This window comes from Bradyrhizobium sp., assembly GCF_035701725.1.
GTDB lineage: Bacteria > Pseudomonadota > Alphaproteobacteria > Rhizobiales > Xanthobacteraceae > Bradyrhizobium.
Window position 1 is genome coordinate 67,650 of the sequence record NZ_DASSRP010000254.1, and the last position, 16,338, is coordinate 83,987.

General features: G+C 63.2%; 12 protein-coding genes. 3 read left to right on the plus strand and 9 right to left on the minus strand.

All coding sequences use genetic code 11. The features are described 5' to 3' along the window. The first annotated feature begins 1 nt into the window (after position 1). Together VFL62_RS15275 and mdoH are read left to right on the plus strand one after the other, a co-directional pair. Complete coding sequence (locus tag VFL62_RS15275; protein WP_414644730.1) at positions 2-1,510, plus strand: glucan biosynthesis protein G; 1,509 nt, start codon at positions 2-4, stop codon at positions 1,508-1,510. Continuing rightward, positions 1,498-3,639, plus strand: coding sequence for a glucans biosynthesis glucosyltransferase MdoH (gene mdoH / locus VFL62_RS15280; protein ID WP_325173218.1), 2,142 nt, complete (start codon positions 1,498-1,500; stop codon positions 3,637-3,639). The genes VFL62_RS15275 and mdoH overlap by 13 nt, the downstream gene beginning before the upstream one ends. Positions 3,640-3,803: 164 nt before the next feature. On the opposite strand, the gene VFL62_RS15285 is transcribed toward mdoH, so the two are convergent. From VFL62_RS15285 to VFL62_RS15325, 9 genes are all read right to left on the minus strand, one after another. Beyond that, complete coding sequence (locus VFL62_RS15285; RefSeq protein ID WP_325173219.1) at positions 3,804-4,541, minus strand: ABC transporter ATP-binding protein; 738 nt, start codon at positions 4,539-4,541, stop codon at positions 3,804-3,806. Continuing rightward, the gene (locus VFL62_RS15290; protein ID WP_325173220.1) at positions 4,522-6,321 is read right to left on the minus strand and encodes a branched-chain amino acid ABC transporter ATP-binding protein/permease; all 1,800 of its coding nucleotides are present in this window, start codon (positions 6,319-6,321) and stop codon (positions 4,522-4,524) included. The genes VFL62_RS15285 and VFL62_RS15290 overlap by 20 nt, the downstream gene beginning before the upstream one ends. After that, a complete protein-coding gene (locus tag VFL62_RS15295; protein ID WP_325173221.1) occupies positions 6,321-7,178 on the minus strand; it encodes a branched-chain amino acid ABC transporter permease in 858 nt (285 codons plus the stop codon). Before VFL62_RS15295 ends, VFL62_RS15290 begins: the two co-directional genes overlap by 1 nt. A gap of 21 nt (positions 7,179-7,199) precedes the next feature. Further along, positions 7,200-8,390 carry an ABC transporter substrate-binding protein gene (locus tag VFL62_RS15300; protein WP_325173222.1) on the minus strand — a complete coding sequence of 397 codons (1,191 nt, stop codon included), beginning with the start codon at positions 8,388-8,390 and terminating at the stop codon, positions 7,200-7,202. A gap of 235 nt (positions 8,391-8,625) precedes the next feature. Beyond that, on the minus strand, positions 8,626-9,933 hold the full coding sequence (locus tag VFL62_RS15305) for an MFS transporter (protein WP_325173223.1): 1,308 nt from the start codon (positions 9,931-9,933) through the stop codon (positions 8,626-8,628). After that, entirely contained in the window at positions 9,927-11,459 is a 1,533-nt protein-coding gene (locus tag VFL62_RS15310) for an amidase (protein WP_325173224.1), read from the minus strand. Before VFL62_RS15310 ends, VFL62_RS15305 begins: the two co-directional genes overlap by 7 nt. Positions 11,460-11,536: 77 nt before the next feature. Further along, positions 11,537-12,013 carry a heme-binding protein gene (locus tag VFL62_RS15315; RefSeq protein ID WP_325173225.1) on the minus strand — a complete coding sequence of 159 codons (477 nt, stop codon included), beginning with the start codon at positions 12,011-12,013 and terminating at the stop codon, positions 11,537-11,539. Between the two features lie 198 nt (positions 12,014-12,211). Continuing rightward, entirely contained in the window at positions 12,212-13,696 is a 1,485-nt protein-coding gene (locus tag VFL62_RS15320; RefSeq protein ID WP_325173226.1) for an aldehyde dehydrogenase family protein, read from the minus strand. A 5-nt stretch (positions 13,697-13,701) separates the two neighbouring features. Continuing rightward, the gene (locus VFL62_RS15325) at positions 13,702-15,258 is read right to left on the minus strand and encodes a hypothetical protein (protein WP_325173227.1); all 1,557 of its coding nucleotides are present in this window, start codon (positions 15,256-15,258) and stop codon (positions 13,702-13,704) included. Positions 15,259-15,467: 209 nt separating this feature from the next. Between VFL62_RS15325 and VFL62_RS15330 the strand changes: the two genes are divergently transcribed. Next, complete coding sequence (locus tag VFL62_RS15330) at positions 15,468-16,211, plus strand: iron-containing redox enzyme family protein (protein WP_325173228.1); 744 nt, start codon at positions 15,468-15,470, stop codon at positions 16,209-16,211. Positions 16,212-16,338: the final 127 nt, after the last annotated feature.

Below are 16,338 nucleotides of genomic sequence, written 5' to 3' on the forward strand. Positions count from 1 at the left end.
GTTGAACCGACGGCAACTTCTTCGCGCTTCAGTCGTGATGTCCGCAGCCGCTGCGTTGCCGCGCGTGGGCGCCGCCGACTCAGCACCATCGGCGTTCGGGTCGTCATCCGTGCGAGAACTGGCCCGCACGCTTGCCACCAAGTCGTTCGAGCCGCCCGATGAGAAGCTGCCTGAGGCCTTGCAGAATCTCAATTATGACCAGTATCGATCGATCCGCTTCCTGCCGGACCATGCGCTGTGGCGTAACGAGAAGCTGCCGTTCCAGGCGCAATTCTTTCATCGGGGATTCTTTTACAAGAACAAGGTCGATCTCTTCGAAGTCAGCAATGGACGCGCCGTTCCTATCCAATATCGACGCGACGACTTCTCGTTCGGCGAGGGCTTGGGGCAGTGGCCCAATGTCGACCTCGGCTTCGCCGGCTTTCGCATTCACGCGCCCATCAACAGGCCGGACTATTTCGACGAGGTCTGTGTGTTCCTCGGCGCGAGCTATTTCAGGGCGGTTGCGAAGGGCGAGACCTATGGGTTGTCCGCCCGTGGCCTGTCGATCGACACCGGGGAGACCAAAGGCGAAGAATTTCCCGTGTTCAAGGCGTTTTGGCTGGAGAAGCCGGCACCGAACGCGACCTCCATCGTGATTCACGCATTGCTGGACAGCAAGAGCGCCACCGCCAGCTATCGCTTCACTATTCGGCCCGGCGAGAGCACGATCTTCGACGTCGAGATGTTTCTCTATCCCAGAGTGGATGTTGCGCATGGCGGTCTTGCGCCGATGACCAGCATGTTCTTCTTCGGGCCAAACGACCGCAAGGACTTCGACGACTTCCGCCCTGCGGTTCACGATTCTGATGGGCTCGCGATCTCGAACGGCAATGGCGAACAACTCTGGCGCCCGCTCAACAATCCGCGCGACTTGCAAGTGAGCACCTTCACCGATCTCAATCCCCGCGGATTTGGGCTGATGCAGCGGGAGAAGAAATATTTCGCCTATCAGGACCTTGAATCACGGTTTGAACGGCGTCCCAGCCTTTGGGTGGAGCCGATCGGCGATTGGGGCGAAGGCGCCGTCGTCCTGTTCGAGATTCCGACCAAGGAGGAGATTCACGACAACATAGCGGCCTTCTGGCGTCCAAAGCAGCCGCTCACGGCCAAGAACGAACACAACTTCACCTATCGCCTTCATTGGGGTCCGGACGCCCCGAAATCCGACACGCTGGCGCGGTTCACCCGGACCGGGGTCGGCAATCGAGGCGATGAGAGCAAGCTATTCGTGCTGGAATTGATGGGCGACAAGCTCAAGGGCATCGACCCGAAGACCATCAAGGGAACGGTGACCGCGGAGAAATCCGAGATCAGCAACATCGTCACCGAACCCAATCCGGAGACGGGCGGCTGGCGCCTCAGTTTCCAATGCGCGATCCAGAGCAAAGCGCCGATCGAATTGCGCGCTGTCCTGGTCCAGAATGATACGCCGATTTCCGAAGTGTGGACCTATCGATGGACGCCCTGAAGGAATCATCCTTACGGCCTGAGATCGCCCTCCAGCCATTTCTACCTCCGGAAAGCAGACTTTCCATGGAGCCTTGCCGGCTCGATAGGCTGGTGGAGCGCAAGCGGGCGATCGCGCCGGTCGGAACCAATCTGTTGTTTCGGCGGCTGTTCATCCTCGTCGGCACGGCAGCGCTTACATCCGCCGGCGGCTACGAAATGTACGGGGTCGTAAATGTCGGCGGCGTGACCGTGCTCGAAGGAATGCTGCTCGCCTTCTTCCTCGCGCTGCTGGCCTGGGTTGCTTTTTCCTTCATGTCGGCGCTGGTCGGATTTTTCCTGCTGTTGATCCGGCGCAAGGGCGGACTGGCCATCGAAGCCGATGGCCCGCTGCCGAATCTTTCATCGCGCACGGCCATGCTGTTGCCGACGTACAATGAAGATCCCCACCATCTGATGGCACGGCTTCGCGCGATGTACGAGTCGGTGGCCGTCACCGGTCACGGCGCCCGGTTCGACTGGTTCTTGCTCAGCGACACCACCGATCCCGATACCTGGGTCCACGAAGAGGTGGCCTTCATTGCGTTGCGTCGGGTCTGCGGTGCAGATCACCTTTACTATCGACACCGATATGACAACACCGCTCGCAAGTCCGGCAATATCGCAGAGTGGGTGAGACGTTTCGGCGCCGCCTACGACCACATGATCGTGCTCGATGCCGACAGCCTGATGGAAGGCGACACGATCGTGCGCCTGGTTCACGCGATGGAAATGCATCCCGGCGCCGCGCTGATCCAGACGCAGCCCGTCATTGTCAACGCAAGCAGCCTGTTCAGCCGTCTCCAGCAGTTCGCCGGTCGGATCTACGGTCCGCTTATCGCCACCGGCAACGCGTGGTGGCATGGCCCGGAAAGCAACTATTGGGGACACAACGCCATCATTCGCGTCCGCGCGTTCGCAGAGGATGCAGCGTTGCCGGAACTGCGTGGCCGTCGGCCCTTCGGCGGGCATATCCTGAGCCACGATTTCGTCGAGGCCGCCTTGATGCGGCGGGCGGGCTGGGCCATCTACATGGCACCTGAACTCGGAGGCAGCTTCGAAGAGGTCCCGCCGTCGATGCTGGACTTCGCCTCCCGGGACCGGCGATGGTGCCAAGGCAACCTTCAACACATTGCAGTGCTGCCCGTGCGCGGTCTGCGCTGGGTGTCGCGCCTTCATCTCCTAACCGGCATCGGCGCCTATGTCACCGCGCCGATGTGGCTTGTCTTCCTGATCCTCGGATTGTTGATTTCATTGCAGGCCAACTTCATCCGGCCGGAATACTTTCCGAAAGGTTTCTCGTTGTTTCCGACCTGGCCGCAACAGGATCCCGTGCTGGCGGCGTGGGTGTTCGCCGCCACGATGGGATTGCTGATCGTCCCCAAGATGCTGGCATATTTGGTGCTGATCAGCAGGGGCGATCAGCGTGGCTCCTTTGGTGGCCCGGTGCGCGTGTTTTGCGGCATTCTTTTCGAAACGCTGCTTGCGGCGCTGGTCGCTCCGTCGATGATGATCCTGCAGTCCGCGGCGGTTGCTGAAATTCTCCTCGGCCGCGACGCCGGATGGCAGGTCCAGCGCCGAAGCGGCGGCGAGATCGCGCGACAGGAAATCTATCGGAAACTTGCCACGCCGACACTGTGGGGCCTCGTGATGGGGCTGAGCGCAGGCGCCGTATCCCTCCCACTTCTACTGTGGATGTCCCCGGTCATTGCCGGTCTGCTGCTGGCGATTCCATTGGGATTGCTGACGTCCCGGCGATCGAGTGCGGCCGGGCTATTCGCGACCCCTGAAGACCGTCGTTCGCCTCCGGTCGTGCTTCGCGCGAACGAGCTGATGGCATCCGGGCCTGTCGGCGTGACGGGCGCTCTGCGCCAACTGCGAGACGATGCCGAGTTGCGGAAATGGCATTTGGCTTCGCTCCCTTACGAGCCGCACAGCAAGCTGGGCCGGATCGATGTAGCGCTTGCGACCGCCCGTGCAAAGATCGAGCAGTGCGAGATGTTCGACGATGCGATGACCTGGTTGGATAAATCGGAAATCCGCGCTGTACTTAACGATGCCACGACACTGCAAACCGTCCTGAAATTGCGTCAACCGGATTCCATCGGGTAGTATCGGGGCTGCAGGTTCTCCTTGGCGAAGAAGTTGAGCTGGTCGCAGCGCTACTTCCCGGTTTTTGCCAGGCATAGGGGCCCGGACCGGCTGCCCAAATCGTTGGTGCGCGTCGGCACCGTCATTGACCGGCTGCAGTATTTTTCGCGCGCGACGAAGCGACGCTAGCGGGACCGCTCCCCGCCGAGATAGGCGCGCTCGAGCCGATGCGGCAGGTCGGGCTCGCTGGTTTTGGCTTCCAGCACGATTTGACCCTGCACCAGCGCATAGACGCGGTCGGCTGTCGCCAAGGCTTTTTCGAGCAGTTGCTCGACCAGCAGCACCGCCGTGCCATTGCCGCGCAGCCGGGCGATCACGTCCAGCACCCGGTCGACCAGCACCGGCGAAAGACCGGCGGACGGTTCGTCCAGCATCAACAGGCGAGGGCGGCGGATCAGGCCCTGCGCCACGGTCAACATCTGTTGTTGCCCGCCGGACAGCGCGCCGCCGCGCTCGTGGCGCTTCTCGGCGATTTCCGGAAAGAACGACAGCGCCTGGTCGACCCGCGCGGCGCGTTCGCCGCGCGGCAGGTCGTAAGCGGCGAGCAAGAGATTGTCGGTGACGGAGAGCTGCGTGAACACCCGATGGCCCTCGATCACATGCACTAGGCCTTCGCGCGCGGTCTGGCGCGGCGTGGCGTTGGCGATGTCGCGCGCGCCAAAGCGCACGTCGCCGGAATTGACGGGCAGCAATCCGGACAGCGCGCGCAACAGCGTCGTCTTGCCGGCGCCGTTGGGGCCAAGCAATGCCACGACTTCACCCGCTGAAATGTGAAGATCGATGCCGTGCAGCACACGGATCTTGCCGTAACCGGATTCCAGCCGGGCGACCGACAGCAGCGGCTCAACCACCGAGGTAGGCACTGACCACCTCCTTGTGCGTACGAATCTCCGCGGGCGTTCCGGCGGCGAGGATGCGGCCGAGGTTGAGCACCGTGACCTGATCGCAGATGTCGAAAATGAGATCGGCATGGTGCTCGACCAGGAGCAGACCGGTGCCACGGCGGCTGATCGCCTTGATGAGCGCCGCCAGGCGTTCGATCTCGTCGCCGGAGAGGCCGGCGGCGGGCTCGTCGAGCAGCAGGAAATCCGGCTCCAGCATCAGCGCGCGCGCGATCTCGATGAAGCGCAATTCGCTGTGCTGCAAGCGATCGGCGCGGACATCGGCAAGCGCTTCGAGGCCGACGACGCCGAGCAGCGCGCGCGCCCGCATCGCCAGCATCTGCTCGTCGCGCCGGTTGCGCGGAAGCGCCAGCAGGGCTTCGACAAAGGAGGCCCGTCCGTCGATGTTGCCGCCGATCATGACGTTCTGGAGCACCGAGGCTTCGCCGATAACGCGCGGCGTCTGGAAAGTACGGGCGATGCCGTGACGCGCGCGCAGCGTCGGCGCGCCCGGCTCAAGCAAGCGATCTCCAAGACCGATCGTGCCGCCCTTGGCGACATAATAGCCGGAGATCACGTTCAAGGTCGTGGTCTTGCCGCTGCCGTTGGGACCGATCAGGCCGTGGATCTCGCCGGGCTTCACGTCGAGATCGAGATTATCGATCGCGCGCACGTTTCCGAAACTCAGGGTGATGCCGCGCAGCGTCAGGGTCTGGTCGCCGGCAGTCTTGCGGAAACATTCCGCGAGCGCGGCGGGGCGCGGCACGATCGCGCGGTTGGAAAGGAGCGGACGCCGGTTGCGCCAGTCGAGAAGGGCGGCGATCCCGCCGGGCATCACCAGCACGATCAAGAGCAGCAAGACCGCGTAAAGGAACGTCGACCATGCCGCCAGTGGAGCCGCGATCTCGGGCAGGATGGTCAGGATGATGGTGCCGAGCATCGGACCGAGGATCGAGCCGCGCCCGCCGATCAGGATCGCAATGAAGAACAGCACCGAGAGGTCGAAGGTAAAGGCATCCGGCGTGATGTAGGTCTGCAGGCTCGCGAACAGGCCGCCGGCGATGGCGGCAAGCGCACCAGCCAGCAGGAAGATCGCGATCAGCAGGCGCTGCTTGGAAATGCCGGTGGCTTCGGCCGCGACCTCGGCGTCGCGAATGGCGATCAATGCGCGGCCGAAGCGGCTATGGGCGATGTTGGCGGTCAGCCAGGTACACACAGCCGCAAAGCCGATGCAGAGATAGTAAAAGCCCCAGGCGGTATTGAGGGGGGCGGGGAATTCCGGTCCCGCGATGCCGATGCCGCCGCCGGTGACGCTCTGCCAGGCGAGCGCGATCTGGGCGACGATGGTGGCAAAGCCGAGCGTCGACATCGCGAAATAAAAGGTGCGCAGCCGCAGGGCCGGCAGGCCGACGACGACCCCGAACACGGCGCCGACGATGCCCGCGACTGCCAGTGCCGCGAACACATCGAGCGGCGGCATCACATTGCCGGCGACCAGCACGCTCGTGGTGTAGGCGCCGAGCGTCAGCAGCGCGACGTAACCGATGGCGAGGTGTCCGGCAAAACCGACGATCAGGTTGAGGCCGGAGACCAGCACCCAGTAGATCGCCGCGCGGGTGCCGATCAGCGCCCAGTAGTCGTTGCTGACGAAGGGCAGGATCATGGCGGCGGCGAGGATCGCGAGGAATGGCGCGATCTGAAGCCCAATTCCCTGCCAGGCGCGCTTCTCATTGCGGACGGGCGCTGCGGTGAGTGCGGTCATTACACCCTCCGCGCCGCCTGGAAGCCGAACAGCCCTTGCGGTCTTGCCAGCAGAACCACGATGAACAGGGCGAACACCGCAACCGAGGAGAAGATGCCGCCGACCAGGAAATTCGCCGCCTGCTGAAACAGGCCGAGCACGAGCCCGCCGATGACGGCGCCGCGGTTGTTGCCGAGGCCGCCAAGCGCGACCGGAACGAAACCGTAGAAATTCAACAGCGCACCGTTGGCGAAAAACGCCAGCAGCAACTCGCCGCCGGAGAATCCGGCGATGCCGCCGACGATGCCGGCCAGCGCATAGCTTGCCACGCGCAGGTTACGTTCGGGCAGGCCGAGCGCCCGCGCCGCGAAGTTATCCTCGGCGATGGCCAGAAAGGCGCGGCCGACCAGCGTGCGGCGATAGAGATATTCGAGGCCGGCGATCGTGATCGCGCAAGCCGCAACCGGCAGCCAGAACTTCTCGTCCCACACCCCGCTGCCCCAGCCGATCAGGCGCGGAAACGGCTGCGGCTCGGTGCCCCATTTGATGGCCGCGACCTGCTGGATCATCAACGCCAGCGCCAGCGTCGAGAGCACGTACAGATGCTGGTCGAGGCTCTTGAGCACCGGCCGCACCGCGACGAATTCGGTGATGATGCCGATGATGGCGCAGGCGGCCAGCGTCAGCACGAAGCCGGCAAGCAGCGGCAATCCCATCTTGAGCGTGAACATCGAGCCGAACACCCCGCCGAGCATGGCGAGCTGTCCGGCCGTGAAGCTCATCACGCGCGAGGTCGAGAACATCGTGTTGTAGGTGACGCCGACCAGCGCATAGATCGCGCCTGCCGCCAGACCGGATGCGATGATCGAGGCGAGCATCTTGCGCCGCTCCCGCCGCCTTTATGTGTATCCGGGCGCCAGCGAAAACGCGCCGTTCTTGGCGGTGGACGCCTCCGACATCACGACCTCTTCGGTCAGATAGCCGTTGTGCTGGGTCGGCGAGAACGTGAAATTGCCGAAATAGCCGGGATATTTCGACAGCGAGTTCCAGTATTTGATGATGCCCGCGCTCTCGGTCGAGCCGCTCTGTTCGACCGCCTTGGCGATCAGATCGATCGCATCGACGCCGTCGGCGATCCACCACAATAGCGTGTCGTTCATCGCGACGTTGGCCTTGAGCAGGCGATCGACCAGCTCCTGGGTTTTCGCGGGCAGCTTGCCGGAGGCGTCGTAGCTGCAGCTCTTGTAGCCGACGACATAGACCTTCTTCCAATTCTCGGGCTTCTCGACCAGCCCCGCGATTTCCCCCGATGACATCGAGGGATGACCGGCAAAGGGCACGTCCCAGCCCATCGCGGCGCGGGTGTTGAACATCCGCGCCTCCATGCCGGTCGAGACGCTCCAGACCACGATGACCTCGGCACCGGCGTTCCTGGCGCGCAGCATGTCCGGCGTCATGTCCGGCTGGGTCGCGTCGATGTTGGCCTGATAGACGACTTCGGCGCCGTCTTTCTTGAACGCGGCGACCGAAGCGCCGACCGCGGTCACGCCGTAGCCGGTGGTGTCGCCGATCACCGCAATCTTCTTCACCTTGAGAATATTGAGGCAGTAGTTGCGGACGGCATCGTCCCACTGGCTGTTGGAGGGCGCGAGGCGGAACGCGTTCGGGAATTTGGCGGGGTCGATCAGCGTCTCCACGACGCAAGGGTGGATGTTCGGCATCTTGGCGCGTGCCATGATCGGCGTGGTCGCGAGCGCCTCGCCGGAATTGAAGGGGCCCCAGATCGCATGCACCTTGGCCTGGCTGATCAATTCCTGGGTCGCGTTGACGGCCTTGGTCGGATCGCCTTGGGTGTCGCGGGTGACGACTTCGAGCTTGCGCCCGTTGACGCCGCCGGCAGCGTTGATGGCGTCGACCGCGAACACCACGCCGCGGTTGAAACCGATCGTCGGCGCTGAACTCGGCCCGGTCATCGCCGCAAGGAAGCCGATCTTGATCGGTTCCGCGGCGACCGCAGTGCGAAGCGGAAACGTGGCGGCGCCGAGCGCTCCCGCGCTTCCCAGCAACACCTGACGACGTGAAACGGTCATTGGCTCCTCCCCAAAACTTTTTTCCGGGTCCCGTCGTTGCCGCGGGCCTATGCAGTCATCTTGGGTCTATCGCCAAGATTTGTGACTGATGGAGCGAATTTGAACCGGATGTGGAGAGCTTGTCCAGAGCCTGCGGAGGTTGCCGGCGTTGCAGTGTTTGGTCCCGCCCGGCGGGAAGGGTTGACCGGCATCCATAAAGGATTGCCGAAAAACCAAACTACCGGAGGATCCTGCGCTAAGCGGTATTATCCACTGTGGTCGTTGGAAGGGCTCGATCCTCTTCTTGTTTACTCTCGCCTGCTCGATCCAGATCGATGCCGTGGGTTTCCGGCAGAAGGAGCGCCGCGCCGATCACGAGCCAGTATCCCGCGCCGGCAACAAGCGCGATGGCAAGCGGCAATGAGATATATCCACCGCTGAGCCAGCCGACGGCCAGCGGGAACAGCGAACCGATCACACGGCCGATGTTGTAAGACACGCCGTAGCCGGTGGCGCGGACCTCGTTCGGATAGGATTCCGAAATCGTGGCGCCGATTCCCGCGAATACGCCCTGCATGAGAACGCCCAGGGGGAACCCGAGAAAAAGCATCGACGCATTGGAAACCGGGATCGCCATGTAGGTGATTGCCATCGCCAGGGCACCGATGGCGAACAACACGTAGGTCACCCGCCGTCCCCATGAGTCCGAAGCATAGGAGCCCGCGACATATCCGACGAAGGAGCCGAGGATCGTCACCGAAAGATAGGAACTGGTGCCGAATACCGACAGCCCGCGCTCGGTCTTCAAAAATGTCGGCAGCCAGGTCGCGATCGCATAGTAGGCGCCGAGCATTCCGCCCGACAGCAGGCTGCAGAGGATGGTCTTGCCAAGTAACGGCGGTGATCCCACCCGCGCGAGCAGCGCGAGCGCCGACGGACCGGCGCCCGCTTCGGCACGAGTCCGGGTGAAGACCTCCGGTTCCTTCAAATTACGCCGCATGTAGATCACGATCACCGCCGGAAGGATGCCGACGAAGAAGCAGATACGCCATGCGGTCTCCGGGGCTGCCACCGTGAACGCGACTGCATAGACGATGGCCGCGGCGGCCCAGCCGAAGGAATAACTGCTTGCGGTGAAGCCGGAATATTTGCCGCGATGCGCAGGATTGCGGATCAGTTCGGTGACGAGCACCATGCAAAGCGAGGATTCCCCGCCGAAGCCAAGACCCTGCATCACGCGAAACGTCGCCAATTGCACCGGGCCGTTGGCAAGGCCGCACAGAAAGCAGGACACGCAGAATAGCGTGATAGTCCAGCGCAATACCCGCACCCGGCCGTAGCGATCGGCTGCGATGCCTGCGCCGATCGCGCCGATGAGAGATGAAAGCAGCGTCCAGGTGACGATACCGCCTGCCGTTGCCGGACTCATATGCCACTGCGTGATGAGCGTCGAAATCAGGAATGAGTAGATGAGAAAGTCGAATACATCGACCGCGTGCCCGAGGAATGCGCCATAGAATCCCTTGCGCTCTCCCGGCGTCAGTTCCGTGAACCAGCTCAGCATGACCCCTCCATTTTTCTCGCGTCCCCTGCGATGGATTGAGAAGAACGTCCCGGCGGCCGGAAGACGAAGCCGGCTTGCTCCAGCAATTGTGCGAAGCGCAGCGACGTCAAATCGGCATAGCGCGCCGCGACGATCTGCACGCCGGTCGGCAGGCCGCTGCTTCCCGGCCCGATCGGTGCAACTGTCGATGGCAAACCACAAAGACCGGAGTGTCCGGCCCAGAACATCTGGTTGGTCATCGGCTGCGGTCGTCCGTTCACCATGAGCGTTCGCTGCCAAGGTTCGCCGGTTTCGTCGAGCGGGAAAGCAGTGGTGACTGCGGCAGGGCAGAGCAGCACGTCATAATCGTCGAAGAAGTGCCGCCAGGCCTCGGCGAAGCGCGCCCGCCGTTGCTCCAGCTTCAGCCAGTCGCGGTGGCGAATGCCGGTGCCGACATATTGCAGCGTTTCGTAATCGAACCTCGTCGGATCGGCGCTCGCCGCTTGTGTCAGAATTCGTTCGAAGGCCGGATCGTCCAGATAGAGCGAGGTCGTCGCGCGGACCATTTTCACGAATGCGCACCACAATTCGACCGGATCGAAATCGGGTCGCCGATTCCAGACGACGGTGGCGCCTTCCGCTTCGAGCCGGCGGGCGAGGCACTCGATCGCGCCGCCAACTTCCCGATCGACTTCGGCCAGTACGTGATCTGCAAGAACCGCCACGCGAAACTCCGCGAGCGTCTTCTTACTGCAACTCGGCAGCTCCAGCCGCCACGCCGACGCCATCTCGTCGCCCGGTCCAACAATGGCGCGCAGCACCAGTTCGAGATCTCGGGCGCTGCGCGCAATCGGGCCTGCGACGTTGATGGCCTGCTCGCAAAAACTGATGCCGATGCCGTGCCCTCGCATCGGAACCACGCCGTGGCTGCTTTTGTGCGAGAACACGCCGCAGAAGTGGGCCGGATTGCGCAGCGATGACGCGATATCCGAGCCGACATCGAAGAAGCTCATGCCGGCGCATACCGCCGCGGCGCTGCCCCCTGACGAGCCGCCAGGCGTGCGCGTGTCATCGTGAGGGTTGCGTGTGGTGCCGTAGATCGTGTTGTAACTCTGCCAGTCCCGCAGCGCGATCGGCACGTTGGTTTTGCCGAGCAGGACCGCGCCGGCGGCACGCAGGCGTTGCACGACAACAGCATCGCTCATCGCGATATTGCCGAGGTTGACCGGATTGCCTGACGTTGTCGGCCAGCCCGCGACGTCAAAGGATTCCTTGACGGAGAACGGAATGCCGTCCAGCGGACCCCGCGTTTCGCCCCGCGCCCGCCGCGCATCGCTTTCGGCCGCAGCCGAGCGCGCGGCATCGAAATCGCTCAGGATCAGAGCGTTGATGCGTTCGTGATCGGCACGATAGGCATCCTCACAGACTTCGACCAATTCCCGTGCGCTGATGTCACCGCCGCGAAGATACTCGGCCGCCTGCGATGCGGAAAGAAAGCGAGCGTCGAGCTGCGAGGCAACCAGGCTTTCGGGGCGCTGTTCAGGCACGAGTACTCCGCGGTTGTTTGCACCCGTCGGCCTGAGCGATGAAACCCGAAACACGGTTCATAGGCTCTGCCATTTGCTCAGAGCTTGATGTCGGCCTGGACCAGTACGCGGTGTTTTGAGCCGAAATGCTCCTGCAGCGCTTTCAGCGCCGCGACGCCGCAAGCCGTGTCCTGCTCGCCGTTGCCGCCGGAGAGGCCGATGCCGCCGACCACCTCGCCATCGACCACGATCGGAAATCCGCCGACGAACACCGCAAAGCGGCCTTCAAAACTCCATTGAATGCCGAAGGCCTCATTGCCGGGCAGAGCAGGGCCGTTCGGCGTCTGGTTGAACAGATGGGTCGAGCGCTTGTGACCGGCGGCCGTGAACGCCTTGTTCCAGGCGATCTGGGGGCCGGTGATGCGCGCGCCGTCCATGCGCTCGATCAACAGCGGATGGCCGCCGTCATCGGCGATGCAGACGGTTTCGAACACCTTGATCTCGTCGGCTTTGGCAATGGCGGCCGCCGCCATCAGCCTCGCTTCGGCGCGTTCGAGCTTGAATGTTGATCGCATATCGTTGTCTCGCTTGTCGTTTCACCTCTCCCCGGCGGGGCGAGGTCGGATTGCGTGAAGCGCAATCCGGGTGAGGGGCCGCGGCGCGATCGAGGGATCGTAACCCCTCACCCGGATCGCATCTTGCGATGCGACCCGACCTCTCCCTTTGGGAGAGGTGGTCTTCGCTGCTGCCAAAGTTCGACCTGGTCTCATATTCTAGATCCCGCGGTAGACCGTTTTGATCTGGGTGTAGAATTCCAGCCCCGCGCGTCCGGACTCGCGGAAGGTCGAGGTCGAGGAGTGCTTGACGCCGCCAAACGGCGCGTTGATCAGGTTGCCGGTCGTGGTCCGGTTGATCTTGACAGTGCCGGCCTCGATATCGCGGGCAAAGGCGTGCATCAGCGACGGGTTGCGGGTCGCAATCGCCGCGGAGAGCCCATATTCGGTATCGTTTGCCTTGGCGATCGCGTCTTCGTAGCTCTCGACCTCGATCAACGCCAGCACCGGGCCGAAAATCTCCTCGCGCGCGATCCGCATGCTCTGCGTGACATCGGTGAATACGGCAGGGGAGACGTAATAGCCGCTGCCGTAGCCGGGACCGGTCAGCCGATCGCCGCCGGTGAGCCATTTGGCCTCGCGCTTGCCGATCTCGACATAGCGCAGCACGGTCTCGAGCTGCTTGGCGGTGGCGAGCGGGCCGATGTCGTTGCCCGCGGTCATGCCGCTGCCGATCTTCAGCGTCTTGATCCTGGCGAGTAGCTTTTCGGTGAATGCGGCCTTGACCGCGCGCATGACCAGCACGCGGCTGGTGCCGGTGCAGGCCTGTCCGGTGAGCGAAAATCCGCCCTTCACGGCAAGCTCGACCGCCTGGTCGAGATCGGCATCGGCCATGACGATCAGCGGGTTCTTGCCGCCCAATTCCATCTGCGTGCGCGTGGTGATGCCGACGGAACGGTGGATATGCTCGCCGGCCGCGGTCGAACCGGTGAAAGAAATCGCCCGCACGATTTGGGGCGTCGTGATGGCTGCGCCGACATCGCCGGCGCTGCCGTTGACGAAATTGAGCACGCCCTTCGGAATGCCCGCGGCGGCAAGGGCCTCGGTCAGGCGATAGCCCGACAGCGGCGCATCGGAGGAGGGTTTGAACACCACCGTGTTGCCGGTGATCAGCGCCGGTGCGATCTTGCGTGCCGGAATCGAGGTTGGAAAGTTCCATGGCGTGATGACCGCGACCACGCCGAGCGGCTCGCGCTCGGTGTAGACGATCATGCCGGCGTCATCCTGCGGAAAGACTTCACCGGCAAAGGATTGTCCTTCCACGGCATAAAAGCGCAGCGTCTGCGCCGAGCGCAGGATTTCGTCCCTGGCGAGGTTGAGCGGCTTGCCCATTTCGCGCGTCATGTCGACGGCGAAGCTGTCGGCATGCGCGTCGAGATAATCGGCGGCCTTGTTGAGAATCCTGGCGCGTGCCGAGATCGGGGTCTTGCGCCAGGCTGCGAAGGCGCTCGCGGCAGCGCGCACGGCGCTTTCCGCATCCTGCGCGGTCGAGGCCGGAAACCGGCCAACGATGTCAGAGGTGTCGGCCGGATTGATGTTGTCGATCGATTCGCCGCTCGAAGCGGCCACCCATTCGCCGCCGATATAGTTCTTGAAGGATTCGACGCCGCTTGTGCGTTGCGGTTTTTCGGCAAGAAGTGTCATCGCTATCAGCTCCAGAACAGCACGGCACAGACGGTGGCAACGAACAGGCCGGCAAGGACAGGCACAAGCAGCATGCGCACGGTCTCAAGCACGGAGACGCGGGCAAAGCCGGCCACTGCGATCAGCGACGACCAGGCGATCAACGTTCCGCCGCCGGTCCAGACCGCGCCCAGTTGGCCGACCGCGCAAAGGGTTGCGACGTCAAGGCCGACGGCCGGGGCAAGCGCGCCCGACAGCGAGCCGGTCAGCGGCAGGCCGGCGAAGCCCGAACCGTCGATGCCGGTGATCATGCCGACCAGCAGCACGCCGAAGGCGACCAGATAGTGATTCTGCGGAATGAAGGCCTGGGCGGTCTGGATCAGATCGAACAACAGGGGCGGGGCCTGTCCGGTCGGTACGTTGAGGATTCCGGCCGCAAGTTCACCGCCGGCGCCCATGAAGAAGAATCCGGCGATCGGCAGCACCGATCCCATCGCCTTGAAGGCGAACACGAACCCGTCGGTGATATGATCGGCGCAGACATCGAGGCTCTTGCGGGGGCCTTCGGCGGCGATCGTCGCCAGGATCATCAGCACCGCGCCCATGCCGCCGACCAGCGCGGCCGCGTCGCCGCCCTTGAGCTCGGTGAAAATGCCGTGGAAGCCGAGTTTTGGAGCCACCATGACTGCGATCACGGCGGCAAAGCCGAGCGGGGTGAGAATGGCGAATAGTTTCGACCAGCCGGCGCGTCGCTTATCGATCAACGGCAGATGATGACGCAGCTTGTCGTCGATCGCGAGCGGGTCTTGGTCGGCCGTGCCTCGCGCGATCTCGGCCTTGTCGAACGTGCCTTGCGATTCCAGCCGTTTGACGTCGCCGTTACCCGACTGTCGTTGCCATTGCTCGAGCAGCGCTTCGTTGCCGGGCTGAATCAGCTTGCGGCTGCGGATCGAGAGGTAGGCGAGCAGCAGCGCGACGCCGCCCGCAATCAGCGACAGCGCCAGCGCGCGATCGGCTACCGCCGCGGCGCTCACCGTCGCGCCCGCCGCCTTGGCGCTGATGGCGGGCGCAACGCCGATCACATAGTCCGATGAAAGCGCCATGCCCTGGCCCGCAATCGCAATGGCCATGGCGCCGGCGAGCGGCGACAAGCCGACCGCGATCGCCGCCGGCAGCAGCACGGCCGAGACGAGAGGAACGGCCGGCGTCGGCCAGAAGAACAGCGAGATCACATAGGTGACCGCGGCGAGGATGAAGAAGGCCTGATGGCCGTTGCCCATGATCGCACGGAACGGCTGCACCATCAGCACGTCGGAACGCAGCGTCTTCAAGGCATTCAACAGCGCGGTGATCAGTGAGATCACCAGGAAGATGTTGAACAGCTCCTTGGCGGCGACGAAGCTCGCATTGAAAATGCTCGCGATCGCGCCGACCGGGCTTGCCGTCCACGCCAGTGCAACGACGAAGGTGGCGACGATGGAGGGCAACACGACGTTGGCGCGCAGCACCATGGTCAGGACGACGGCAACGATGCCGGCGACATAGGCCCAGTGAGCGGCCGTTATCACGATGGAATGACTCATTCGACGCTCAGCCTGTTGATTGTATACAATTTTTGGCCTGTGGCTGGCCTTGTGCTGGCCAGCTCGTTCCTCATTTAGACAGGTTTCTGGCCGAGTGGCCGAATTTCAAGGCGCATTGACTTAAATCAAAATTGTATACTATATACTTCTTCAAATGCAATCCATTTGCATTCGCGTTTCCCAATTTCTGGCCAGAGGGAGTGCCTGCAATGCCCGAGCTGATGAACCACGTGGATTTTCGCACCGCGCTTGAGAACGCCATCAAGGGCAAGAGCGCCAACAAGGCGCCGTTCAGCATTGCCTGGGCGAGCGGCAAGCTCAGCCGCGCCCATCTCGCGCGATGGGCGGAGAACCACTATCACTACGTGGGACCGTTTGCGGACTATCTGGCCTATGTCTATGCGCGGATGCCGGACCGCTACACCGAAGCCAAGGACTTCCTGCTCGCCAACATGTACGAGGAGGAGATCGGCGGCGATCGCCACACCGACCTCCTGATCCGCTTTGCCGAAGCCTGCGGCACGACGCGCGAGCGGGTCATCGATCCCGATAACATGTCGGCGACCACGCGCGGCCTGCAAAGCTGGTGCTACTCGGTGGCGATGCGGGAAGATCCGATCGTCGCGGTAGCCGGGCTCGTCGTCGGCCTCGAATCGCAGGTGCCTTCGATTTACCGCCGGCAGACGCCGACCTTGCGCGACAAATACCAGTTCTCCGATGAGGAAGTGGAGTTCTTCGATCTCCATATCGTCTCGGACGAGATCCACGGCGAGCGCGGCTATCAGATCGTGCTGGAGCACGCCAACACGGTCGAATTGCAGCAGCGCTGTCTCAAGATCTGCGAGATCGGCGCGCAGATGCGGCTGCTCTACACCACGGCGCTCTATTGGGATTACGTCGCGCAGGACCTTCCGATCGAGCAGCTCGAAATGACCGAGCGCAAGGTGGCCTAGGAACGTGCCGATCGTCATCCTGCATCGCGACGGCCAGACCTATCGGGGCGAGGTTGCCGAGAACAGCAACCTCGTCGTGAAGGCCGGCATCAGGCAATTTCCCTTTCCGCACCTGCGTTATGGCTGC

What these genes read in the sequence shown, in the direction of transcription:
- mdoH (WP_325173218.1), top strand. Translation starts at nt 1,498, where the DNA reads ATGGACGCCCTGAAGGAATCATCCTTACGGCCTGAGATCGCCCTCCAG.
- VFL62_RS15290 (WP_325173220.1), bottom strand. Translation starts at nt 6,321, where the DNA reads ATGACCGCACTCACCGCAGCGCCCGTCCGCAATGAGAAGCGCGCCTGG.
- VFL62_RS15295 (WP_325173221.1), bottom strand. Translation starts at nt 7,178, where the DNA reads ATGCTCGCCTCGATCATCGCATCCGGTCTGGCGGCAGGCGCGATCTAT.
- VFL62_RS15300 (WP_325173222.1), bottom strand. Translation starts at nt 8,390, where the DNA reads ATGACCGTTTCACGTCGTCAGGTGTTGCTGGGAAGCGCGGGAGCGCTC.
- VFL62_RS15305 (WP_325173223.1), bottom strand. Translation starts at nt 9,933, where the DNA reads ATGCTGAGCTGGTTCACGGAACTGACGCCGGGAGAGCGCAAGGGATTC.
- VFL62_RS15315 (WP_325173225.1), bottom strand. Translation starts at nt 12,013, where the DNA reads ATGCGATCAACATTCAAGCTCGAACGCGCCGAAGCGAGGCTGATGGCG.
- VFL62_RS15320 (WP_325173226.1), bottom strand. Translation starts at nt 13,696, where the DNA reads ATGACACTTCTTGCCGAAAAACCGCAACGCACAAGCGGCGTCGAATCC.
- VFL62_RS15325 (WP_325173227.1), bottom strand. Translation starts at nt 15,258, where the DNA reads ATGAGTCATTCCATCGTGATAACGGCCGCTCACTGGGCCTATGTCGCC.
- VFL62_RS15330 (WP_325173228.1), top strand. Translation starts at nt 15,468, where the DNA reads ATGCCCGAGCTGATGAACCACGTGGATTTTCGCACCGCGCTTGAGAAC.